This is a genomic window from Streptomyces sp. NPDC056987 (assembly GCF_042673865.1).
GTDB lineage: Bacteria > Actinomycetota > Actinomycetes > Streptomycetales > Streptomycetaceae > Streptomyces.
On sequence record NZ_JBHURV010000050.1, the window covers coordinates 36972 to 53706 of the forward strand.

At 71.6% G+C, this 16735-nt stretch carries 14 protein-coding genes; 6 read left to right on the forward strand and 8 right to left on the reverse strand.

The window, feature by feature from the left end; genetic code table 11:
* Positions 1 to 66: 66 nt before the first annotated feature.
* Entirely contained in the window at positions 67 to 636 is a 570-nt protein-coding gene (locus ACFTZC_RS37040; RefSeq protein WP_382897771.1) for a dienelactone hydrolase family protein, read from the forward strand.
* Positions 637 to 691: 55 nt separating this feature from the next.
* On the opposite strand, the gene ACFTZC_RS37045 is transcribed toward ACFTZC_RS37040, so the two are convergent.
* The 3 genes from ACFTZC_RS37045 to ACFTZC_RS37055 form a co-directional block, all read right to left on the reverse strand.
* A complete protein-coding gene (locus ACFTZC_RS37045) occupies positions 692 to 1507 on the reverse strand; it encodes a DsbA family protein (protein ID WP_382897774.1) in 816 nt (271 codons plus the stop codon).
* A 76-nt stretch (positions 1508 to 1583) separates the two neighbouring features.
* The gene (locus tag ACFTZC_RS37050; protein WP_382897776.1) at positions 1584 to 2267 is read right to left on the reverse strand and encodes a hypothetical protein; all 684 of its coding nucleotides are present in this window, start codon (positions 2265 to 2267) and stop codon (positions 1584 to 1586) included.
* An 86-nt stretch (positions 2268 to 2353) separates the two neighbouring features.
* Positions 2354 to 3706, reverse strand: a complete 1353-nt coding sequence (locus tag ACFTZC_RS37055) for a DUF2252 domain-containing protein (RefSeq protein ID WP_382897777.1) — start codon at positions 3704 to 3706, stop codon at positions 2354 to 2356.
* A gap of 329 nt (positions 3707 to 4035) precedes the next feature.
* Between ACFTZC_RS37055 and dnaE the strand changes: the two genes are divergently transcribed.
* Positions 4036 to 7572: a DNA polymerase III subunit alpha gene (gene dnaE, locus ACFTZC_RS37060; RefSeq protein WP_382897779.1), complete on the forward strand. Its 3537-nt coding sequence runs from the start codon at positions 4036 to 4038 to the stop codon at positions 7570 to 7572.
* Positions 7573 to 7656: 84 nt separating this feature from the next.
* Here dnaE and ACFTZC_RS37065 read toward each other — a convergent pair whose 3' ends face one another.
* Entirely contained in the window at positions 7657 to 7833 is a 177-nt protein-coding gene (locus ACFTZC_RS37065) for a hypothetical protein (RefSeq protein WP_365806568.1), read from the reverse strand.
* Between the two features lie 301 nt (positions 7834 to 8134).
* On the opposite strand from ACFTZC_RS37065, the gene ACFTZC_RS37070 reads away from it, so the two are divergent.
* The 4 genes from ACFTZC_RS37070 (at position 8135) to ACFTZC_RS37085 (ending at position 12247) form a co-directional block, all read left to right on the forward strand.
* Positions 8135 to 9403 (forward strand): NYN domain-containing protein, encoded by a 1269-nt coding sequence (locus ACFTZC_RS37070; RefSeq protein ID WP_382897784.1) that lies wholly within the window; start codon positions 8135 to 8137, stop codon positions 9401 to 9403.
* A gap of 63 nt (positions 9404 to 9466) precedes the next feature.
* A complete protein-coding gene (locus ACFTZC_RS37075) occupies positions 9467 to 10438 on the forward strand; it encodes an ABC transporter ATP-binding protein (RefSeq protein ID WP_382897854.1) in 972 nt (323 codons plus the stop codon).
* A gap of 178 nt (positions 10439 to 10616) precedes the next feature.
* Positions 10617 to 11459 carry an ABC transporter permease gene (locus ACFTZC_RS37080; protein WP_382897787.1) on the forward strand — a complete coding sequence of 281 codons (843 nt, stop codon included), beginning with the start codon at positions 10617 to 10619 and terminating at the stop codon, positions 11457 to 11459.
* Between the two features lie 83 nt (positions 11460 to 11542).
* Positions 11543 to 12247 (forward strand): DUF2567 domain-containing protein, encoded by a 705-nt coding sequence (locus ACFTZC_RS37085; protein WP_382897789.1) that lies wholly within the window; start codon positions 11543 to 11545, stop codon positions 12245 to 12247.
* Between the two features lie 75 nt (positions 12248 to 12322).
* Here the strand turns inward: ACFTZC_RS37085 and ybaK are convergent, their stop codons facing one another.
* The 4 genes from ybaK to ACFTZC_RS37105 form a co-directional block, all read right to left on the reverse strand.
* On the reverse strand, positions 12323 to 12826 hold the full coding sequence (gene ybaK, locus ACFTZC_RS37090) for a Cys-tRNA(Pro) deacylase (protein ID WP_382897856.1): 504 nt from the start codon (positions 12824 to 12826) through the stop codon (positions 12323 to 12325).
* A gap of 70 nt (positions 12827 to 12896) precedes the next feature.
* Positions 12897 to 13637 (reverse strand): LON peptidase substrate-binding domain-containing protein, encoded by a 741-nt coding sequence (locus ACFTZC_RS37095; protein WP_382897792.1) that lies wholly within the window; start codon positions 13635 to 13637, stop codon positions 12897 to 12899.
* Positions 13638 to 13642: 5 nt separating this feature from the next.
* The gene (locus ACFTZC_RS37100) at positions 13643 to 14671 is read right to left on the reverse strand and encodes a hypothetical protein (protein ID WP_382897794.1); all 1029 of its coding nucleotides are present in this window, start codon (positions 14669 to 14671) and stop codon (positions 13643 to 13645) included.
* 231 nt (positions 14672 to 14902) lie between these two features.
* On the reverse strand, positions 14903 to 16522 hold the full coding sequence (locus tag ACFTZC_RS37105) for an oxidoreductase (RefSeq protein WP_382897796.1): 1620 nt from the start codon (positions 16520 to 16522) through the stop codon (positions 14903 to 14905).
* Positions 16523 to 16735: the final 213 nt, after the last annotated feature.

The following is a 16735-nucleotide window of genomic DNA, read 5'->3' on the forward strand; positions in this document are numbered from 1 at the left end:
CTACGTGGCCCTCACGTGGGGCCGGGGTCTCTCGGTCGGGTCCGGACGGGCTGGCAGGATGTCCGGATGAACATCATGCTCTTCCACTCCGTCTACGGGGTGCGCCCCGCGGTGCACGCGGCGGCCGACCGGCTGCGTGCCGCCGGGCACGAGGTGCGCGTGCCCGACCTCTTCGAGGGGGAAACCGCCTCCACCGTCGAGGAGGGAATGGCGCTGAAGGACCGGATCGGCAAGGAGGAACTGCTGCGCCGGGCGGTGCTGGCGGCGGCGCCGTACTCCGAGCGCGGACTGGTGTACGTGGGGTTCTCGCTCGGCGGCTCCATCGCGCAGAACCTGGCGCTGGGCGACGCGAAGGCGCGCGGGCTGCTGCTCCTGCACGGTACGTCCGACATCGCGGAGAACGCGTCCGTGGACGAGCTTCCCGTACAGCTCCATGTGGCGGACCCCGATCCCTTCGAGCCGCACGACTGGCTGACCGCCTGGTACCTGCGGATGCGGCAGGCGGGGGCGGACGTGGAGGTCTACCGCTACCCCGGCGCCGGGCATCTCTACACCGACCCGGAGCTGCCGGACTACGACGAGCGGGCCGCCGAGGAGACCTGGCGGACCGGGCTCGCCTTCATCGACTCGCTCTGAGCCGTGAGCCCCCTGCGGACCGGCCGTCGCGGGCGGTCCGCAGGGCGGCGTTCCGTCAGCCCTTGAGCGCCGCGGTGATCGCGGTGTCGAAGTCGGCCACGGTCATCGGCGGGTTGTCGCTGCCCGGGCTCGTGAGCTTCTTGCCGTCCATCTTCAGGGTGGGCGTGCCCTGGACGCCGCTCTTGTCGAAGGTGGCGGACATCTTCATCGCCCAGGCGTCGTACGTACCGCTCTCGACGTCCTTCTTGAACGTCGCGTCGCCCTTGAGCGCGTTCACCGAGTCGGCCACTTCGAGGAGGTAGCTGTCCTTGGCGAACTTGTCCTGCGACTCCTCGGGGTGGTACTTCGCCGAGTAGAGCGCCGTCTTGTACTCCAGGAACGCCTCGGGGCTCACGTTGAGCGCCGCGCCCAGCGCCGACAGGGCGTTCTTCGAGCCCTCGCCGTTGTCGGAGTTGTCGATGAAGGTCGCGCCGATGTACTTGATCTTGAACTTGCCGGCGTCGAGGTCTTTCTGGACCGTCGGGCCGACGGCCTGCTCGAAGTTCGCGCAGACGGGGCAGCGGGAGTCCTCGTACAGTTCGAGCGTCTTCTTGGCGTCCGGCTTCCCGATGACCACGGTGGTGCCGTTCGCGCCCTCGGTGTTCTTGGGGGCGACGACGGACTTCTCTTCCTTCGCGGTCTCCCAGTGGGAGGGCTTGTTGGACTGGACGACGGCGAAGCCGACGCCGCCGGCTATCGCGAGGACGGCGACGGCCGAGCCGATGACGACGAGCTGGCGGCGTACCTTGTCCTTCTTCGCCTGCCGTTCGCGCTCGGCGCGCAGCCGCTCGCGGGCGGCTTCCTTGTTGGCCTTGCTGTTGCGTGCGCTCATGGTGATTGGCTCCGTGTGATGACGTGGTGCGGCTGGGGAGGGGAGGGGGCGCGGCCGCGCGGGCTCGGGAAGAGCCTCAGACGGCGGCGGGCACCGCTCCGGGCGGGCCCCGCCGTCCCACGGAGTGGACGAGGAGCCGGTGACGGGAGGGGCGCGGGCGGCCGGTGGGGCGCGCGGCGCGCCGTACCGCCCGGGCGGCCGTGGAGACCACGGCGCACGCGATCAGCAGCGGCCGGAAGGCGCTCACGGCCGCGGCCCGTACGAGCCGGGAGAGCGCCGCCTCGCCGTGCCTCAGCCAGACCGCGGCGAGCAGCCCCACCGAGACATGGACGGCCAGCAGCAGCCACGGCAGGGCGGGATCGGGGGAGTCCAGCAGCGCGGCGGCGGTGGACCGGGACGAGGCCACCCCGGGCAGCGGCGTGCCGAAGGCGCCGCCGCACAGGACGTCGAGGCCGACCGAGCGCAGCGACCCCGCCACGGGGCCGCCCGAGGGGCCGTAACAGACGCGCTGGCCGCTGGTGAAGATCGTGTCCGCGGCCAGTTCGAGGGGGACGAGCAGGGCGGCGATCCGCCAGAAGCCGCGCTCGCGGCCCGCCGCCGCGTAGCTGAGCGCGAACACCACGGCGCCGAGCCCGGCGACCAGGGAGAGCGGCAGCGGGGTCCGGGACAGCAGCACGTGCGAGCCCGCGGACAGCGTCACGACCAGTGCCGTGAAGAGTGCTGCCCGCGCCGCTCTGAGCCGCGTCCCGGATATGTCCATCGTCGCCGAGTGTGCCATGGGTCCCGGTAAGCGATCCCTAAAGCATCACGGAATCCGCCACCGGGACCGGCGGCCTGACCGGTGTCCTACGCCAGCCGGCCGTTGCGGAACAGGTCCACGAAGATCTGGTGGTCCGCCCTGGCCCGCGCCCCGTACCTGTGCGCGAACTCCACCAGCAGCGCTCCGAAGCCGTCCTCGTCGGCGGCGATCGCCGCGTCGATGGCGCGCTCCGTGGAGAACGGCACCAGGGAGTGCCCGCTCTCGTCGTCCGCCGCCGCGTGCATCGTCGCCGTCGCCCTGCCGAGGTCCGCGACGACCGCGGCTATCTCCTCCGGGTCGTCCAGGTCCGACCAGTCCAGGTCCACCGCGTACGGCGAGACCTCCGCGACCAGCTGCCCCGCCCCGTCCAGCTCCGTCCAGCCCAGCCAGGGGTCCGCGTGCGCCTGGAGGGCCCGCTGCGAGATCACCGTGCGGTGGCCCTCGTGCTGGAAGTAGCCGCGGACGGCCCCGTCGGTGATGTGCCGGGAGACCGCCGGGGTCTGCGCCTGCTTCAGGTAGATCACGACGTCGTTCTCCAGGGCGTCGCTGTTGCCCTCCAGCAGGATGTTGTACGAGGGCAGCCCCGCCGAGCCGATGCCGATGCCGCGCCGGCCCACGACATCCTTGACGCGGTACGAGTCGGGACGGGTCAGGCTGGACTCCGGCAGCGTCTCCAGATAGCCGTCGAAGGCCGCGAGGATCTTGTACCGGGTGGCCGCGTCCAGCTCGATGGAGCCGTCGCCGGGCGCGAAGCGCCGCTCGTACTCCCGGATCTCCGTCATCGAGTCCAGCAGCGAGAAGCGCGTCAGCGAACGGGCCGAGCGCAGCGCGGTGAGCAGCGGGCCCTGGGCCGTGTCCAGCGTGAAGGGCGGCACCTCGTCGTTCTTCGCGCCCGTCGCCAGCGCGTGGACGCGCTCGCGGTAGGCGCCCGCGTAGATCTCCACCAGCTCGGTGATCTGGGCGTCGCTGAGCGCCTTCTGGTAGCCGATCAGGGCGAGCGAGGCGGCGAACCGCTTCAGGTCCCAGGTGAACGGGCCGATGTACGCCTCGTCGAAGTCGTTCACGTTGAAGATCAGCCGGCCGTTGGCGTCCATGTACGTGCCGAAGTTCTCCGCGTGCAGGTCGCCGTGGATCCACACCCGGCCCGTACGCTCGTCGAGGAACGGGGCGTCGGCCCCGGCCCCGGTGCCCGCCCCGGCCCCCTCCCGCGCCAGATCGTTGTAGAACAGGCACGCCGTACCCCGGTAGAAGGCGAACGCGGAGGCCGCCATCTTCCGGAACTTCACCCGGAAGGCTGCTGGATCAGCGGCCAGGAGCTCACCGAACGCGGTGTCGAAAACGGCGAGTATCTCCTCTCCGCGCTGCTCCTCGGCTTCTTCGACGGGTCGCGGAACCGACATCGCGGGGTGCCTCCTGGTGGCGGTGGGTGGACGGACGACTACGGGGCGACGCTGCCCCTCGAAGGGCGCGGCGCGTCCTCGGAGGGGCAACGCGCGAAGCGGCCCGCGAGTGCCCGTCTCCGGCGCGCCCGGGCGGCCGTCCGGCGGGCCCCGGCGTCTCCTCACGGACGGCCCCGGCGTCACCTCGTGGACGGCCCCGGTGCCCGTCCGCTGTCGGTCGCGCGACGTAGACTTCGGGGCTGTCTCCCCCGGACTGTCCGCAGCCCGGGGAGACCCCCGGGGTCACCCCGGGTAACCACCGTGTCGTCCGCTCACTGGAGGCCCCCGCCGTGACCAAGCCGCCGTTCACGCACCTGCATGTCCACACCCAGTACTCGCTGCTGGACGGTGCCGCGCGGCTGGGGGACATGTTCACGGCGTGCAAAGAGATGGGCATGTCCCATATCGCCATGACCGACCACGGGAATCTCCACGGGGCCTACGACTTCTTCCATCAGGCGAAAAAGGCGGGCGTGACGCCGATCATCGGGATCGAGGCGTACGTGGCGCCCGAGTCCCGGCGGTTGAAGCGGAAGGTGCAGTGGGGCCAGCCGCACCAGAAGCGGGACGACGTCTCCGGTTCCGGTGGTTACACCCACAAGACGATCTGGGCGGCGAACAGCACCGGGCTGCACAACCTCTTCCGGCTCTCCTCGGACGCGTACAAGGAGGGCTGGCTCCAGAAGTGGCCCCGGATGGACAAGGAGACCATCGCCAAGTGGTCCGAGGGCCTGATCGCCTCCACCGGCTGCCCCTCCGGTGAGCTCCAGACGCGGCTGCGGCTCGGCCAGTTCGACGAGGCGGTGAAGGCCGCCTCCGAGTACCAGGACATCTTCGGCAAGGACCGGTACTTCCTGGAGCTGATGGACCACGGCATCGAGATCGAACGCCGGGTGCGCGACGGGCTGCTGGAGGTCGGCAAGAAGCTCGGCATCCCGCCGCTGGTCACCAACGACTCCCACTACACGTACGCGAACGAGGCCACCGCCCACGACGCGCTGCTCTGCATCCAGACCGGGAAGAACCTCTCCGACCCGGACCGCTTCCGCTTCGACGGCACCGGCTACTACCTCAAGTCGACCGACGAGATGTACGCCGTGGACCTCTCCGACGCCTGGCAGGAGGGGTGCGCCAACACCCGCCTGGTCGCCGACCAGATCGACACCGAGGGCTGGTTCCAGGAGCGGAACCTGATGCCCAAGTTCGAGGTGCCCGAGGGCTTCACCGAAGTCTCCTGGTTCCGCGAGGAGACCATGCGCGGCATGGCCCGCCGCTTCCCGAACGGGATCCCGGAAGACCGGATGCGCCAGGTCGAGTACGAGATGGGCATCATCATCGACATGGGCTTCCCGGGGTACTTCCTCGTGGTCGCCGACTTCATCATGTGGGCGAAGAACAACGGCATCGCGGTCGGCCCCGGCCGTGGCTCCGCCGCCGGTTCGATCGTGTCGTACGCCATGGGCATCACCGACCTCGACCCGATCGAGCACGGACTGATCTTCGAGCGGTTCCTCAACCCCGAGCGCATCTCCATGCCCGATGTCGACATCGACTTCGACGAGCGCCGGCGCGGTGAGGTCATCCGGTACGTGACCGAGAAATACGGCGCCGACAAGGTCGCCATGATCGGCACGTACGGCAAGATCAAGGCCAAGAACGCCATCAAGGACTCCGCCCGGGTGCTGGGCTACCCGTACGCGATGGGCGACCGGCTCACCAAGGCGATGCCCGCCGACGTCCTCGGCAAGGGCATCGACCTCAACGGCATCACCGACCCCAAGCACCCGCGCTACAGCGAGGCGGGCGAGATCCGGGGGATGTACGAGAACGAGCCGGACGTGAAGAAGGTCATCGACACCGCGAAGGGTGTGGAGGGCCTGGTCCGGCAGATGGGTGTGCACGCGGCCGGCGTGATCATGTCCAGCGAGACGATCACCGACCATGTCCCCGTCTGGGTCCGGCACACCGACGGTGTGACGATCACACAGTGGGACTATCCGCAGTGCGAGTCGCTCGGCCTGCTGAAGATGGACTTCCTCGGCCTGCGCAACCTGACGATCATGGACGACGCCGTCAAGATGGTGAAGTCCAACAAGGGCGTCGAACTCGACCTGCTCTCGCTGCCGCTCGACGACCCGAAGACGTACGAACTGCTCTGCCGGGGCGACACGCTCGGCGTCTTCCAGTTCGACGGTGGCCCCATGCGATCCCTGCTGCGCCAGATGCAGCCCGACAACTTCGAGGACATCTCCGCCGTCTCGGCCCTCTACCGGCCGGGCCCGATGGGCATGAACTCGCACACGAACTACGCGGAGCGCAAGAACGCCCGCCAGGAGATCACCCCGATCCACCCGGAGCTGGAGGAGCCCCTCAAGGAGGTGCTGGGGCTCACCTACGGCCTGATCGTCTACCAGGAGCAGGTGCAGAAGGCCGCCCAGATCGTCGCGGGGTACTCACTCGGCGAGGCCGACATCCTGCGCCGCGTGATGGGCAAGAAGAAGGCCGACGAACTGGCGAAGAACTTCGTCCTCTTCGAGGCCGGCGCCAAGAAGAACGGCTTCTCGGACGAGGCGATCAAGGCGCTGTGGGACGTCCTGGTGCCGTTCGCCGGGTACGCGTTCAACAAGGCGCACTCCTCCGCGTACGGACTGGTCACCTACTGGACGGCGTACCTCAAGGCCAACTACCCGGCCGAGTACATGGCGGCGCTCCTGACCTCCGTCAAGGACGACAAGGACAAGTCGGCCGTCTATCTCAACGAGTGCCGGCGCATGGGCATCAAGGTGCTCCCGCCCAATGTCAACGAGTCGCTGTCCAACTTCGCCGCGCAGGGCGACGACGTGATCCTCTTCGGACTGACCGCCGTCCGCAACGTCGGCCAGAACGTCGTCGACTCGATCATCCGGTCCCGCAAGGCGAAGGGGAAGTACGCCACCTTCCCCGACTTCCTCGACAAGGTCGAAGCGGTCGTCTGCAACAAGCGCACCGTCGAATCGCTCATCAAGGCCGGCGCCTTCGACGAGATGGGACACACCCGCAAGGGCCTGGTCGCCCACCACGAACCGATGATCGACAACGTCGTCCAGGTCAAGCGCAAGGAGGCCGAGGGGCAGTTCGACCTCTTCGGCGGCGGTGACGAGGAGACGAGCGAGCCGGGCTTCGGGCTCGACGTCGAGTTCTCCGACATCGAGTGGGACAAGTCGTACCTCCTCGCGCAGGAGCGCGAGATGCTCGGCCTGTACGTCTCCGACCACCCGCTCTTCGGCATCGAACACGTCCTGTCCGACAAGTCGGACGCCGCGATCTCCCAGCTCACCGGCGGGGAACACGCGGACGGCGCGGTCGTCACCATCGGCGGGATCATCTCCGGCCTCCAGCGCAAGATGACCAAGCAGGGCAACGCGTGGGCGATCGCCACCGTCGAGGACCTGGCCGGTTCGATCGAGTGCATGTTCTTCCCGGCGACCTATCAGCTCGTCTCCACCCAGCTCGTCGAGGACACGGTCGTCTTCGTGAAGGGCCGGCTGGACAAGCGCGAGGACATCCCCCGGCTCGTCGCCATGGAGCTCCAGGTCCCCGACGTCTCCTCGGCCGGCACCGACGCGCCGGTCACCATCACCATCCCCACGGTCAAGCTCACCCCGCCCATGGTCAGCAGGCTCGGCGAGATCCTCAGCCACCACCGGGGCAACTCCGAGGTCCGGATCAAGCTCCAGGGCGCCAGGAAGACCACCGTGCTCCGCCTCGACCGGCACCGGGTCCAGCCCGACCCGGCGCTCTTCGGCGACCTGAAGGTCCTGCTCGGCCCGGCCTGCCTGGCCGGCTGACCGGACGTCCTTATTGAGGAAACGAGGAGGGGCGCGCCCGGTTCTCCGGGCGCGCCCCTGCGCGTGCCTACGCTCGTACGGGTGTCAGTTGTGGCCGAAGCGCTTCTGCCGCTTGTGGGCGACATCCGACGGTGTGATCCTCTGTTCCACCTGGTCGGACGTGTCCTCCATCGACGAGGACCTCGACTCCTGCGTGCCGCGCTCCGACTCCGAGCGGGCGTGCTGTTTGTTGCCGCGATCCCGGTTCTTGTTCTTGGCCATGGCACTGCCTCCTGCGGTTCTTTGAGGACCAGGGGCCCCGTTCAGACTCACATAGGGCGCGAAACGCCGCACTTTGGATCATTGCGGTGTGTAGTGGTACCCAGGAGCCGTGCCCCGCCGTCGCCCCGGGGCCGTTCCGGGGCTGTCCCGGGGCCGGCCCATGACAGCTTCACCGGTGATCCGTCGCCGATCCGCCACGCCGATGATCGAGTTCCGGACGTTAAGCCCCTTGCTGTCGGGCAGACTCGAAGCAAACTCGCAGTAACTCCCGATACCCCGACCCCGAGGTTCCCGAAAGAGGGTGGAACGCGTGGACCGCTGCGTCGTCCTGGTGGACGCCGGCTACCTGCTGGGCGCCGCCGCGAGCCTGCTGGCCGGAGAGCCGGCCAGATCCCGGATCACGGTCGACCACTCCGCCCTGATTCAGGGCCTCAGGGAGCGTGCCCAGGCCGATACGGAACAGCCGCTGCTCCGTATCTACTGGTTCGACGGCGCCCCCGACCGGGTCCCACAGCCCGAGCACCGGAGGCTGCGCGTGATGCCGCGCGTCACGGTCCGCCTCGGCGCCCTCACGAGAAGCGACGGCCGCTGGGCGCAGAAAGGCGTCGACGCGGCGATGCATGCAGAACTCACCGAACTGGCCAGAAATCGCGCCTGCTCCGACGTGGTGCTGGTCACGGGCGACGGTGATCTGCTCCCCGGCCTGATGTCGGCCAAGGAACACGGCGTCGCCGTCCACCTCTGGGCGGTCCAGGCCGCCGACGGTGACTACAACCAGTCCGAGGACCTGGTCGCCGAGGCGGACGAGCGCCGCGTGCTGGACCGCGCCTGGATCACCAAGGCCGTACGCGCCAAGGACCTCGGCGGAGTCTGCGCGCCCGCCCCGACGCCGCGCCCGGAGATCGCGGCCATCCTCTCGGCGCCGCTGCCCGAATCGGCGCTCGCGGCGTCGGCGGAGCGCGCGGCGGAGGCCCAGGCACCGGTCCAGGCGCCCCCGGGCCGCAACGGGTCGGCCCCGGGGCCCGCCGCCCGCGGCCCGGAGCCGCACCCCGCGCCCCCGCCCGGCAAGGCCGTCCCCACCCCCAAGGACCTGGCGGGCCTGCGCGCCCCCGGCGCCGACCGCGGGCCCGCCCCGGCGCAGCCCCAGCACGCCGCGGGCGCGACGCTCCGCTGGTCCTCCGACAAGGGCTGGGTGGAACGCCCGGGGAGCGGCCCCTCGGGCGAGCCGCCCGAGACCGCCTCCCTGCCCACCCTGGCGCAGCTCACCAGCGCGGAGCAGCGGTGGGCGGACCGGGAGGAGGACATCACGACGGTCGGCGGCGACCCGTTCGAGGTGGGCCAGGTCTTCGCCCGCCGCTGGATGGAACGCCTGCCGGAGAGCGGCCACGTGCAGAAGCTCTCCGTGATGTATCCCCGCGTCCCGCACCGCATCGACGGCGAACTGCTGCGGTACGCGGCGCGCTTCGGGCTGCTGGCCCACAAGGACGACCAGATCGACGAACACGACCGGTACGCGATCCGGGCGGGCTTCTGGCGCGAGATCGACGTCAGGGCCGCCGAATCGGCGTGACCGTCCGAGACCCGAAAAAAACCGCTCAGGGCCCACCCCGTATGGTCGTTTCTCGTGAGTACGGTGTGCGTGGTGCGCGACTTGGTCAAGACGTACCCCGCCGCGCGCGGCAGCCGTGGGGCCCCCGGGACGCCCGAGGTGCGTGCCACGGACGGGATTTCGCTCGAAGTGCGGCGTGGTGAGCTGTTCGGTCTGCTCGGGCCGAACGGCGCCGGCAAGTCCACGCTCGTACGGCAGATCACCGGACTCATGCGGCCCGACTCCGGCGCCGTCGAGGTCCTCGGACACGATCTGGTGCGCCATCCCGAGCGGGCCTCGCGGCTGATCGGCTATCTCGGCCAGGAGTCGACCGCGCTGGACGAACTGACCGTCGCGCTCGCCGCCGAGACCACGGGGCGGCTGCGCGGGCTCACGCTCCGGGCGGCACGGGCCGAGCGGGACGAGGTCCTCGCGGAGCTGGGGCTCACCGAGATCGCCGGGCGGGCGCTGAAGAAGCTCTCCGGCGGGCAGCGGCGCCTCGCGTGCTTCGCCGCCGCGCTGGTGGGGGAGCGGCCCGTACTCGTGCTGGACGAGCCGACCACCGGCATGGACCCCGTCGCGCGGCGCGCGGTGTGGGCCGCCGTGGACCGGCGGCGCGCCGAGCACGGGGTGACGGTCCTGCTCGTCACCCACAACGTCATCGAGGCCGAGACGGTGCTGGACCGCGTCGCCGTGCTGGAGCGCGGCAAGGTCATCGCCTGTGACACCCCCTCGGGGCTGAAGGAGCAGGTCGCCGGGGAGGTCCGCGTCGAGCTGGTATGGCGGGAGCGCGCCCCGCTCGACGTGCCCGAGGTCGCCGCGCTGCGCGGCTCCGCGCAGGAGTCCGGGCGGCGCTGGGTGCTCCGGCTCGCGCCGGACGAGGCGCGGGCCGCCGTCGCCGCGGTGACCGGCGGCGCGGCGTTCGCGGCGCTGGACGACTTCACGCTGGCGACGCCGAGCCTGGAGGACGTCTATCTGGCGCTCGGCGGCCGGGCGCAGGGACTGGTGAAGGCATGAGCGCGGGTGAGCGCGTGAGCGCCGGGGGCATTTACGGGAGCCGCCCCGCGACCGCGCGCCCCGTGACAGGGTGGGGCCCGGTGACGCGACGCGAAGCCGCCCGGGGGCCGTCACCCGTAGGGCAGGCCCCGGATCCGCGACGAGCGGACCCGAACGTACCGAACAGGAGCAGCGCCAGGTGAGCATCGTGCCTGCGGAGGCCGTGGCCGGGAGGATCCGGACGGCGAAGGACACCACCGCCGGGGCGGCCGGGGGAGCACCCGCGCCCGCACCCCTCGCGCCCCGGGCGCGGCTGCTGCCCTCGCTCGCCGCGGTCTACCGCGCCCAGCTCTCCCGGGCCCGGGTCGCCCGGATCCCGCTGCTCTTCGTGGCGACGTTCCAGTCCGTCGGGATCATGATCCTGATGCGGGGCGTCGTGGACGGCGGCGCCGAGGCGCGGGCGGTCGTCGCCGGGTCCAGCGTGCTCGTCGTCGCGTTCGTGGCGCTCAACCTGCTCGCCCAGTACTTCGGCCAGTTGCGGGCGAGCGGCGGCCTGGACCACTACGCCACGCTGCCCGTGCCGCCCGCCGCGGTGGTGCTGGGCGCGGCCGGCGCGTACGCCTCGTTCACCGTGCCCGGCACGGCCGTCACGGCCGTCACCGGCAGCGTGCTCTTCCAGCTTCCGCTCACCCACCTGTGGGTGCTCGCCGCGGTCGTCCCGCTCGCCGGCGCGGCCCTCGCGGGGCTCGGCGCGGCGCTCGGCCTGCTCGCGCCCCGTCAGGAACTGGCCACCCTGATGGGCCAGCTCGGCATGTCCGCGGCGCTGCTGCTCGGCGTGCTGCCCGCGGACCGGCTGCCGGGTCCGATCGGTTACGCGCGCGACCTCCTGCCGTCCACGTACGGGGTGGAGGCGCTGGCCCGTACGTTCGACGCGCATCCCGACTGGCCGGCCGTCGCGTTCGACCTGGGGGTCTGCGCGGCCGTCGGGGTCGTCTCGCTGGCCGTGGCGACCTGGGCGTACCGGCGGGCCGCGGTCCGCTGAGCGGCGGCGCCCGGTGTCCGGTGTGCGGCCCCCCGCGCCGGTCCGATGCGGCGCCCACCGCCGGGGCCTGGCACGATGGCACCGTGACCGCACCTCTGACGCCTCCCCATCAGCCGCAGCACGACGATCCCTGGCAGACACCGTCGGCCGGGGTCTCGCCCGATCCCGCGGCCGACGCGGAGAAGGGGCCCGACATGAAGACCGAGATGCGGCAGGCGGCGGTGGTGCTGGCCGCCCTCATGGTGTCGGGGCTGCTGCTGGGGCTGCTGTGGGTGTGGCTGGCGCCGCGCGTTCCGCTGGTCTCGAACGCCACGGCCGTCTACCTGAAGGACACGGAGGGCGAGGAGGCCATCGCCGCCGACGGTACGTTCCTCCTGCTGGCGCTCGCCTTCGGCGCGGTCGCCGCGGGCCTGGTCTTCCTCCTTCACCGGAGCGGCGGGATCGCGCTGGTGGTGGGGCTGGCGCTGGGCGGGCTGCTGGGCTCGGTGGTGGCGTGGAAGTTCGGCGCGTCGCTCGGGCCGACGTCGGACGTCGTGGCCCACGCCAAGCAGGTCGGCAAGGGCGTCACCTTCGAGGCGCCGCTCGAACTCCAGGCGAAGGGCGCGCTGCTGGCGTGGCCGATCGCCGCGATGGTGGTGCACCTCGCGCTGACCGGCCTGTTCGGCCCGCGCGACCCGGAACCGGAGTGGGAGTGGCACACCCCGTACGGGGCCGCGCCCCAGCGGGGCGACGGGAATCCGGCCGAGAATCCGGCCGAGAACCCGTCGTGGGGCGCCTCGGAGAAGTGACGGGCGCGAGCCCCGGGCGCGAGCCCCGGGCGCGGTCCGGGCGTGAGTCTCGGACGCGGGTCCCGGGCATGAGCCTCAGACGCGGCCGATCGGGGCCATGACCGCCGCGGTGAGCGCCGCCAGGTCCCCCGGGGCCAGCTCGACCTCCAGGCCGCGGCGGCCCGCCGAGACGCACACGGTCGGATGCGCCCCGGCCGAGGCGTCCAGGACCGTACGGAGCCGCTTGCGCTGGCCCAGCGGGGAGATGCCGCCCCGTACGTACCCCGTCGTCCGCTCGGCCGCCGCCGGGTCGGCCATGGTGGCGCGCTTGCCGCCGACGGCCGCCGCGAGGGCCTTGAGGTCCAGCGAACCGGCGACGGGGACGACGGCGACGGTGAGTTCGCCGTCCACGTCCGCGACGAGCGTCTTGAAGACCCGGTCGGGGGAGACACCCAGCGCCCGCGCGGCCTCCTCGCCGTAGGACGGGGAGGCGGGGTCGTGCTCGTACGCGTGCAGGGTGTACGCGGTGCCCGCCGCCGTCAGCGCGACCGTGGCGGGGGTCCCGCCGGACTGCTGCTGCTTCCTGGACTTCTTCGCCATGTTCCTCGCCATGTTCCTCGCCATGTCCTTCGCCATGCGCGGATTCCCCTGGGACGGTGCGGCCGGCGGGTCAGTTGAGGTGGGTCGGCCCCTGCGTCAGCACCACGGCGGGCAGCGAGGGGAGATGCCGGATCACCGCGGTCTCCGACCGCAGCAGCTTCAGCTCCTCGCGCAGCCGGGCCGCGATGTCCGGCGCCTCCAGCAGCCGCTGCTTCGCCGGGACGTCGAGCACGGCCGCCGCGGCCACCAGGTACGACACCACCGACGGCTCGTCCGGCAGGTCCTCGATCCGGGAGAGCGAGCGCTCCCGCGCCCCGGCCAGCCGCTTCTGGTAGCTCTGGAAGGCCCGCAGGACCCCTTCGGCGAGCGGTGTCGCGCCGTCCCCGGGCTCCTCCGGCAGCTCTTCCAGCTCCGCCGTGAGATACGGGCCGTTCGCCTCGACGGAGAGCAGCCGGACCCGGGTGGTGCCGGTGGCGACCACCTCGAAGGTGCCGTCGGGGCGCTCCCGGATCGTGGCCGCGTCCGCGACACAGCCGACCCGGTGGAAGGCGTCGAGCGGATCGGGGCCGAAGCCGTCGGCGGGACCGCGCTCGGGCGGCGACGTCCCCTCCGGCATCCCCGGGGCGGTCACCGCCACTTCGTGCCCGTCGCGGACGGCGACCACGGCGAACAGGCGCGGCTCGGAGTCGTCCGTCTTCAGCAGCTCACGCATGATCGCGCGATACCGCTCCTCGAAGACGTTCAGCGGCAGGACGAGGCCCGGGAACAGCACCGCGTTCAGCGGGAAGAGAGGGAGGCGTGCGGTGGTCACAACGGTCAAGCGTAATGGCCGTGGGACCCTCCGCGGTCGGCCCGGTTGCGCAAAGGCATGGTCGAGGCCACCTGGATCCGTACGCCGTCCCGTGTTTCGAGGAACAGGCCGAGCGGATCGTCGGTGAAACTCGTCCACGGGAAGGACGTCGCGTACGGCCCGATCAGCCGGAACTGCTCCAGCGCCGCCGCCCACCGGCCCCGCTCCACCAGGACGTACGCGAGGAGGTTGCGCACCTCGGCCGGCCAGGGGTCGCCCGCCCCGTACCGGGCGGAGACCGTGATCGCGAGATCGGCGGCGGTGTCGATCCGGTCCCCGTGGACGGCGCCCGGCGTGCCGCTCAGCAGCCGGCTGAAGGCCGCGCGCACGGGCAGCGCCCGCACGAGCGATTCGGGCAGCGCGTCCCGCGCCGCGTTCTCGGCGAAGTCGAAGCACTCCTGGTGCGAGCCGTACCAGTGGGCCGAGAGGTACTGGAGGGCGGCGACATGGCAGCCGTAGTGGTGCGGGCTGCGGCGTACGGCCTGCGCCCACAGCGCCTCGAACGCGGTGTGCGGGGCGTGGGTGCCCCGCGCGTGGTCCAGCGCCACGCGCCACGGCACCGGGTCGCGCGGATCGCCGTCCGCGGCGGCGTCGATCAGCGGCCCCGTCTCGCGCAGCAGCTCGGCGCGGGCCGGCGAGTCCCAGGCCCGGCGCACGGCCAGTTCGGCCCGTACGAGCAAGGCGTCCGGATCGTGCGGCGCGGCGTGCAGCCAGGCGGCGAGCCAGCCGTCCCGGCCGTGCGCGAACGCGGCCAGCCGCATGACGTAGCGGTCCCGGTCCTCCCACGCGGCGGTCTCCCGCGTCGCCGCGAGCACTTTCGCCGCCTGCTCGTACTCCCCGAGCGCGGCGGAGACCAGCGCGGGTCCGAGCCGGTCGTCGGGGGCGTCGAGCAGCACCTCGTGGTCCGGCGGCAGCCCGGCGGAGAGCTGCGGAGTGTGCCGGACCATACGCGCGGTGCTGATCAGGGCGCGAAGCAATGACATGGTGCGGACCATTGAAAACCGCAGGTGACGGGGGCGCCAGAGGGTTCCTGTGAAGCTTTGGTGGCGGGGGAAAGGTTGTCCTGGCGGAGGTCAAGGGAACGTAAAGAAACCGGGGTGCTGCCCGCCGGTTGTGGGGAGACACCCGGCTCCGGAGGCGCCGGTGACTCCGGGTGGCCCCCGTGCCGCGCGTGGCCTCTGGGACCCGTGTGGCCTCCGTGTCCCCGGAGGCCACCGGGCGGGCGGTCAGCCCCTTCGCAGGACCCGGGTGGCGCCCGTGGCCACCGTGGTCGCCAGGATCCAGCCCAGCACCACCAGCCCCGCCGCCGTCCACTGCCAGGTGCCCTGCGGGAGCCAGTACCCGTCCTGGCCCAGATCGATCACCGGGATGAGCAGGTCCAGCGCGTAGAGCGCCGGATTCCACATCGGGTGCTCGTCCGCCCGCAGCGGCGGCGGCGGGTTGCGTGCGAAGGCGATCGTGCCCGCGCCCCACAGCAGAGCCATCCACAGCGCCGCCCGGCCGGGGCGGTAGCCGTACGCCACCGTCCAGTCCTGGAGGTAGCCCCACAGCTTCGCCGCCAGCGGCAGCGTCTCGCGGCGCCGCCGCTGCTTCGCCAGCAGCACCTCGCGCGCGTCCGCGTCCTCGCCGCAGTTGCGCAGCACCTGCGCGAGCCGCTCGTACGGCTCCGGGGAGTACTCCGGGGTCGCCGCCGCCAGCCACTCCAGCCGCCGCAGCAGCGGGAAGTGACCGAACGGCACGAGGTTCTCGTAGACGAAGCCGCCCATGGCGAGGCCGCCGGGACCCGGCCAGCTCGTCGACATGTCGACGAGCGTGACGATCCGCGCGCCGTTCAGCACGACCCGGCCCTCCTCCACGCGCTCGCACTTGAACCGCAGCTCCGGCGTGCTGATCCGGCGCAGCGACAGCTCCTCCGTCGGGGCCAGGAAGAACCGCGCGCCGTCCACGTCCAGCGCGTCCCCGAACCTCCCGTCGTCGAGCCGGACCCCGCCCCGGCACTCGAAGCGCTGTAATCGCGCGCCCAGCAGCGGCGTGGCGGTCGGGCCGACGCCGTACGGGGGCGTCACCAGGGCGACGTCCGGCACGCCGGGGACATCGGTGGTGTCGGCGATCCACGCGCCCGCCATGTACAGCGACCGCTCCACCGTGAGCTGCGGGGCGTTGAGCGCCCGCCGCTCCTCCGCGGCGCGCAGCCGGCTGCCGCGCAGGCTCAGCGACACGCCGATCTTCGCGCCGCGCAGACTGACCTCGCCGTACGTCTCGATCTGATCGGCGGTGAAGTCCTGCGCGACGGACAGCCCGTCGGCGGCGATCGCCCGGCCGAGCCGGTCCGGCCCCACGTCGATCTCGCTGATCAGCAGATCCGTGCCGATCTGCGCGTCGGTCAGCCGGATCCCCCGCTCCACCCGGCAGCGCGGCAGATGCAGATCGCCCTGGGTGCGCAGGCGCGCGGCCTCCAGCCGGGGGATCGCGCACTCCACCATCCGCAGCGTGGTGAAGTGCGACTCGGGCAGGATCACCTCGTTCTCGAACCGGCACCGGTCCAGCTCCAGGTACGGGGCGACCGTGCCGCCCGCGAGATTGAGCGTCCCGGTGATCTGGACGCCCCGCAGCTTGAGCGCGGCGACCCGGCCGGGCAGCGCCGCCGGCCCGTTGAGCAGGAGCAGGGCGATCACCCGGGCGCGCACACTGCGCTCCGTGCCCCAGGGGCGGGGTGAGAAGGGATCGTTCAGGAGTGGGTCCGGAGTGCTCAGGTCGTACGTGCTGCCGTTGCGGAACGACTGCCACATGCCGACTTCCGCCGCACTGAGCCAGTCCGGAGATTCGTTGTACTGCGGCTCGGTCACGGCCGCTCCTCCGCTTCCCCGTTGGTTACAGGGTGTGATTGCCGATCATGGATGTGTGGAGCGATGAACGCTGCTGTGCGGTGCTGTCCGGTGGTGTGGATCGATGCAAAACGTGAGGTCTGGAGCGATGTACAGAGGGGTGTACAGACCAGTTGGGCGAAACGGTCCTTACCCTCGTTGTGCCCCGATCGGTGACGAACTGAACACTAGTAG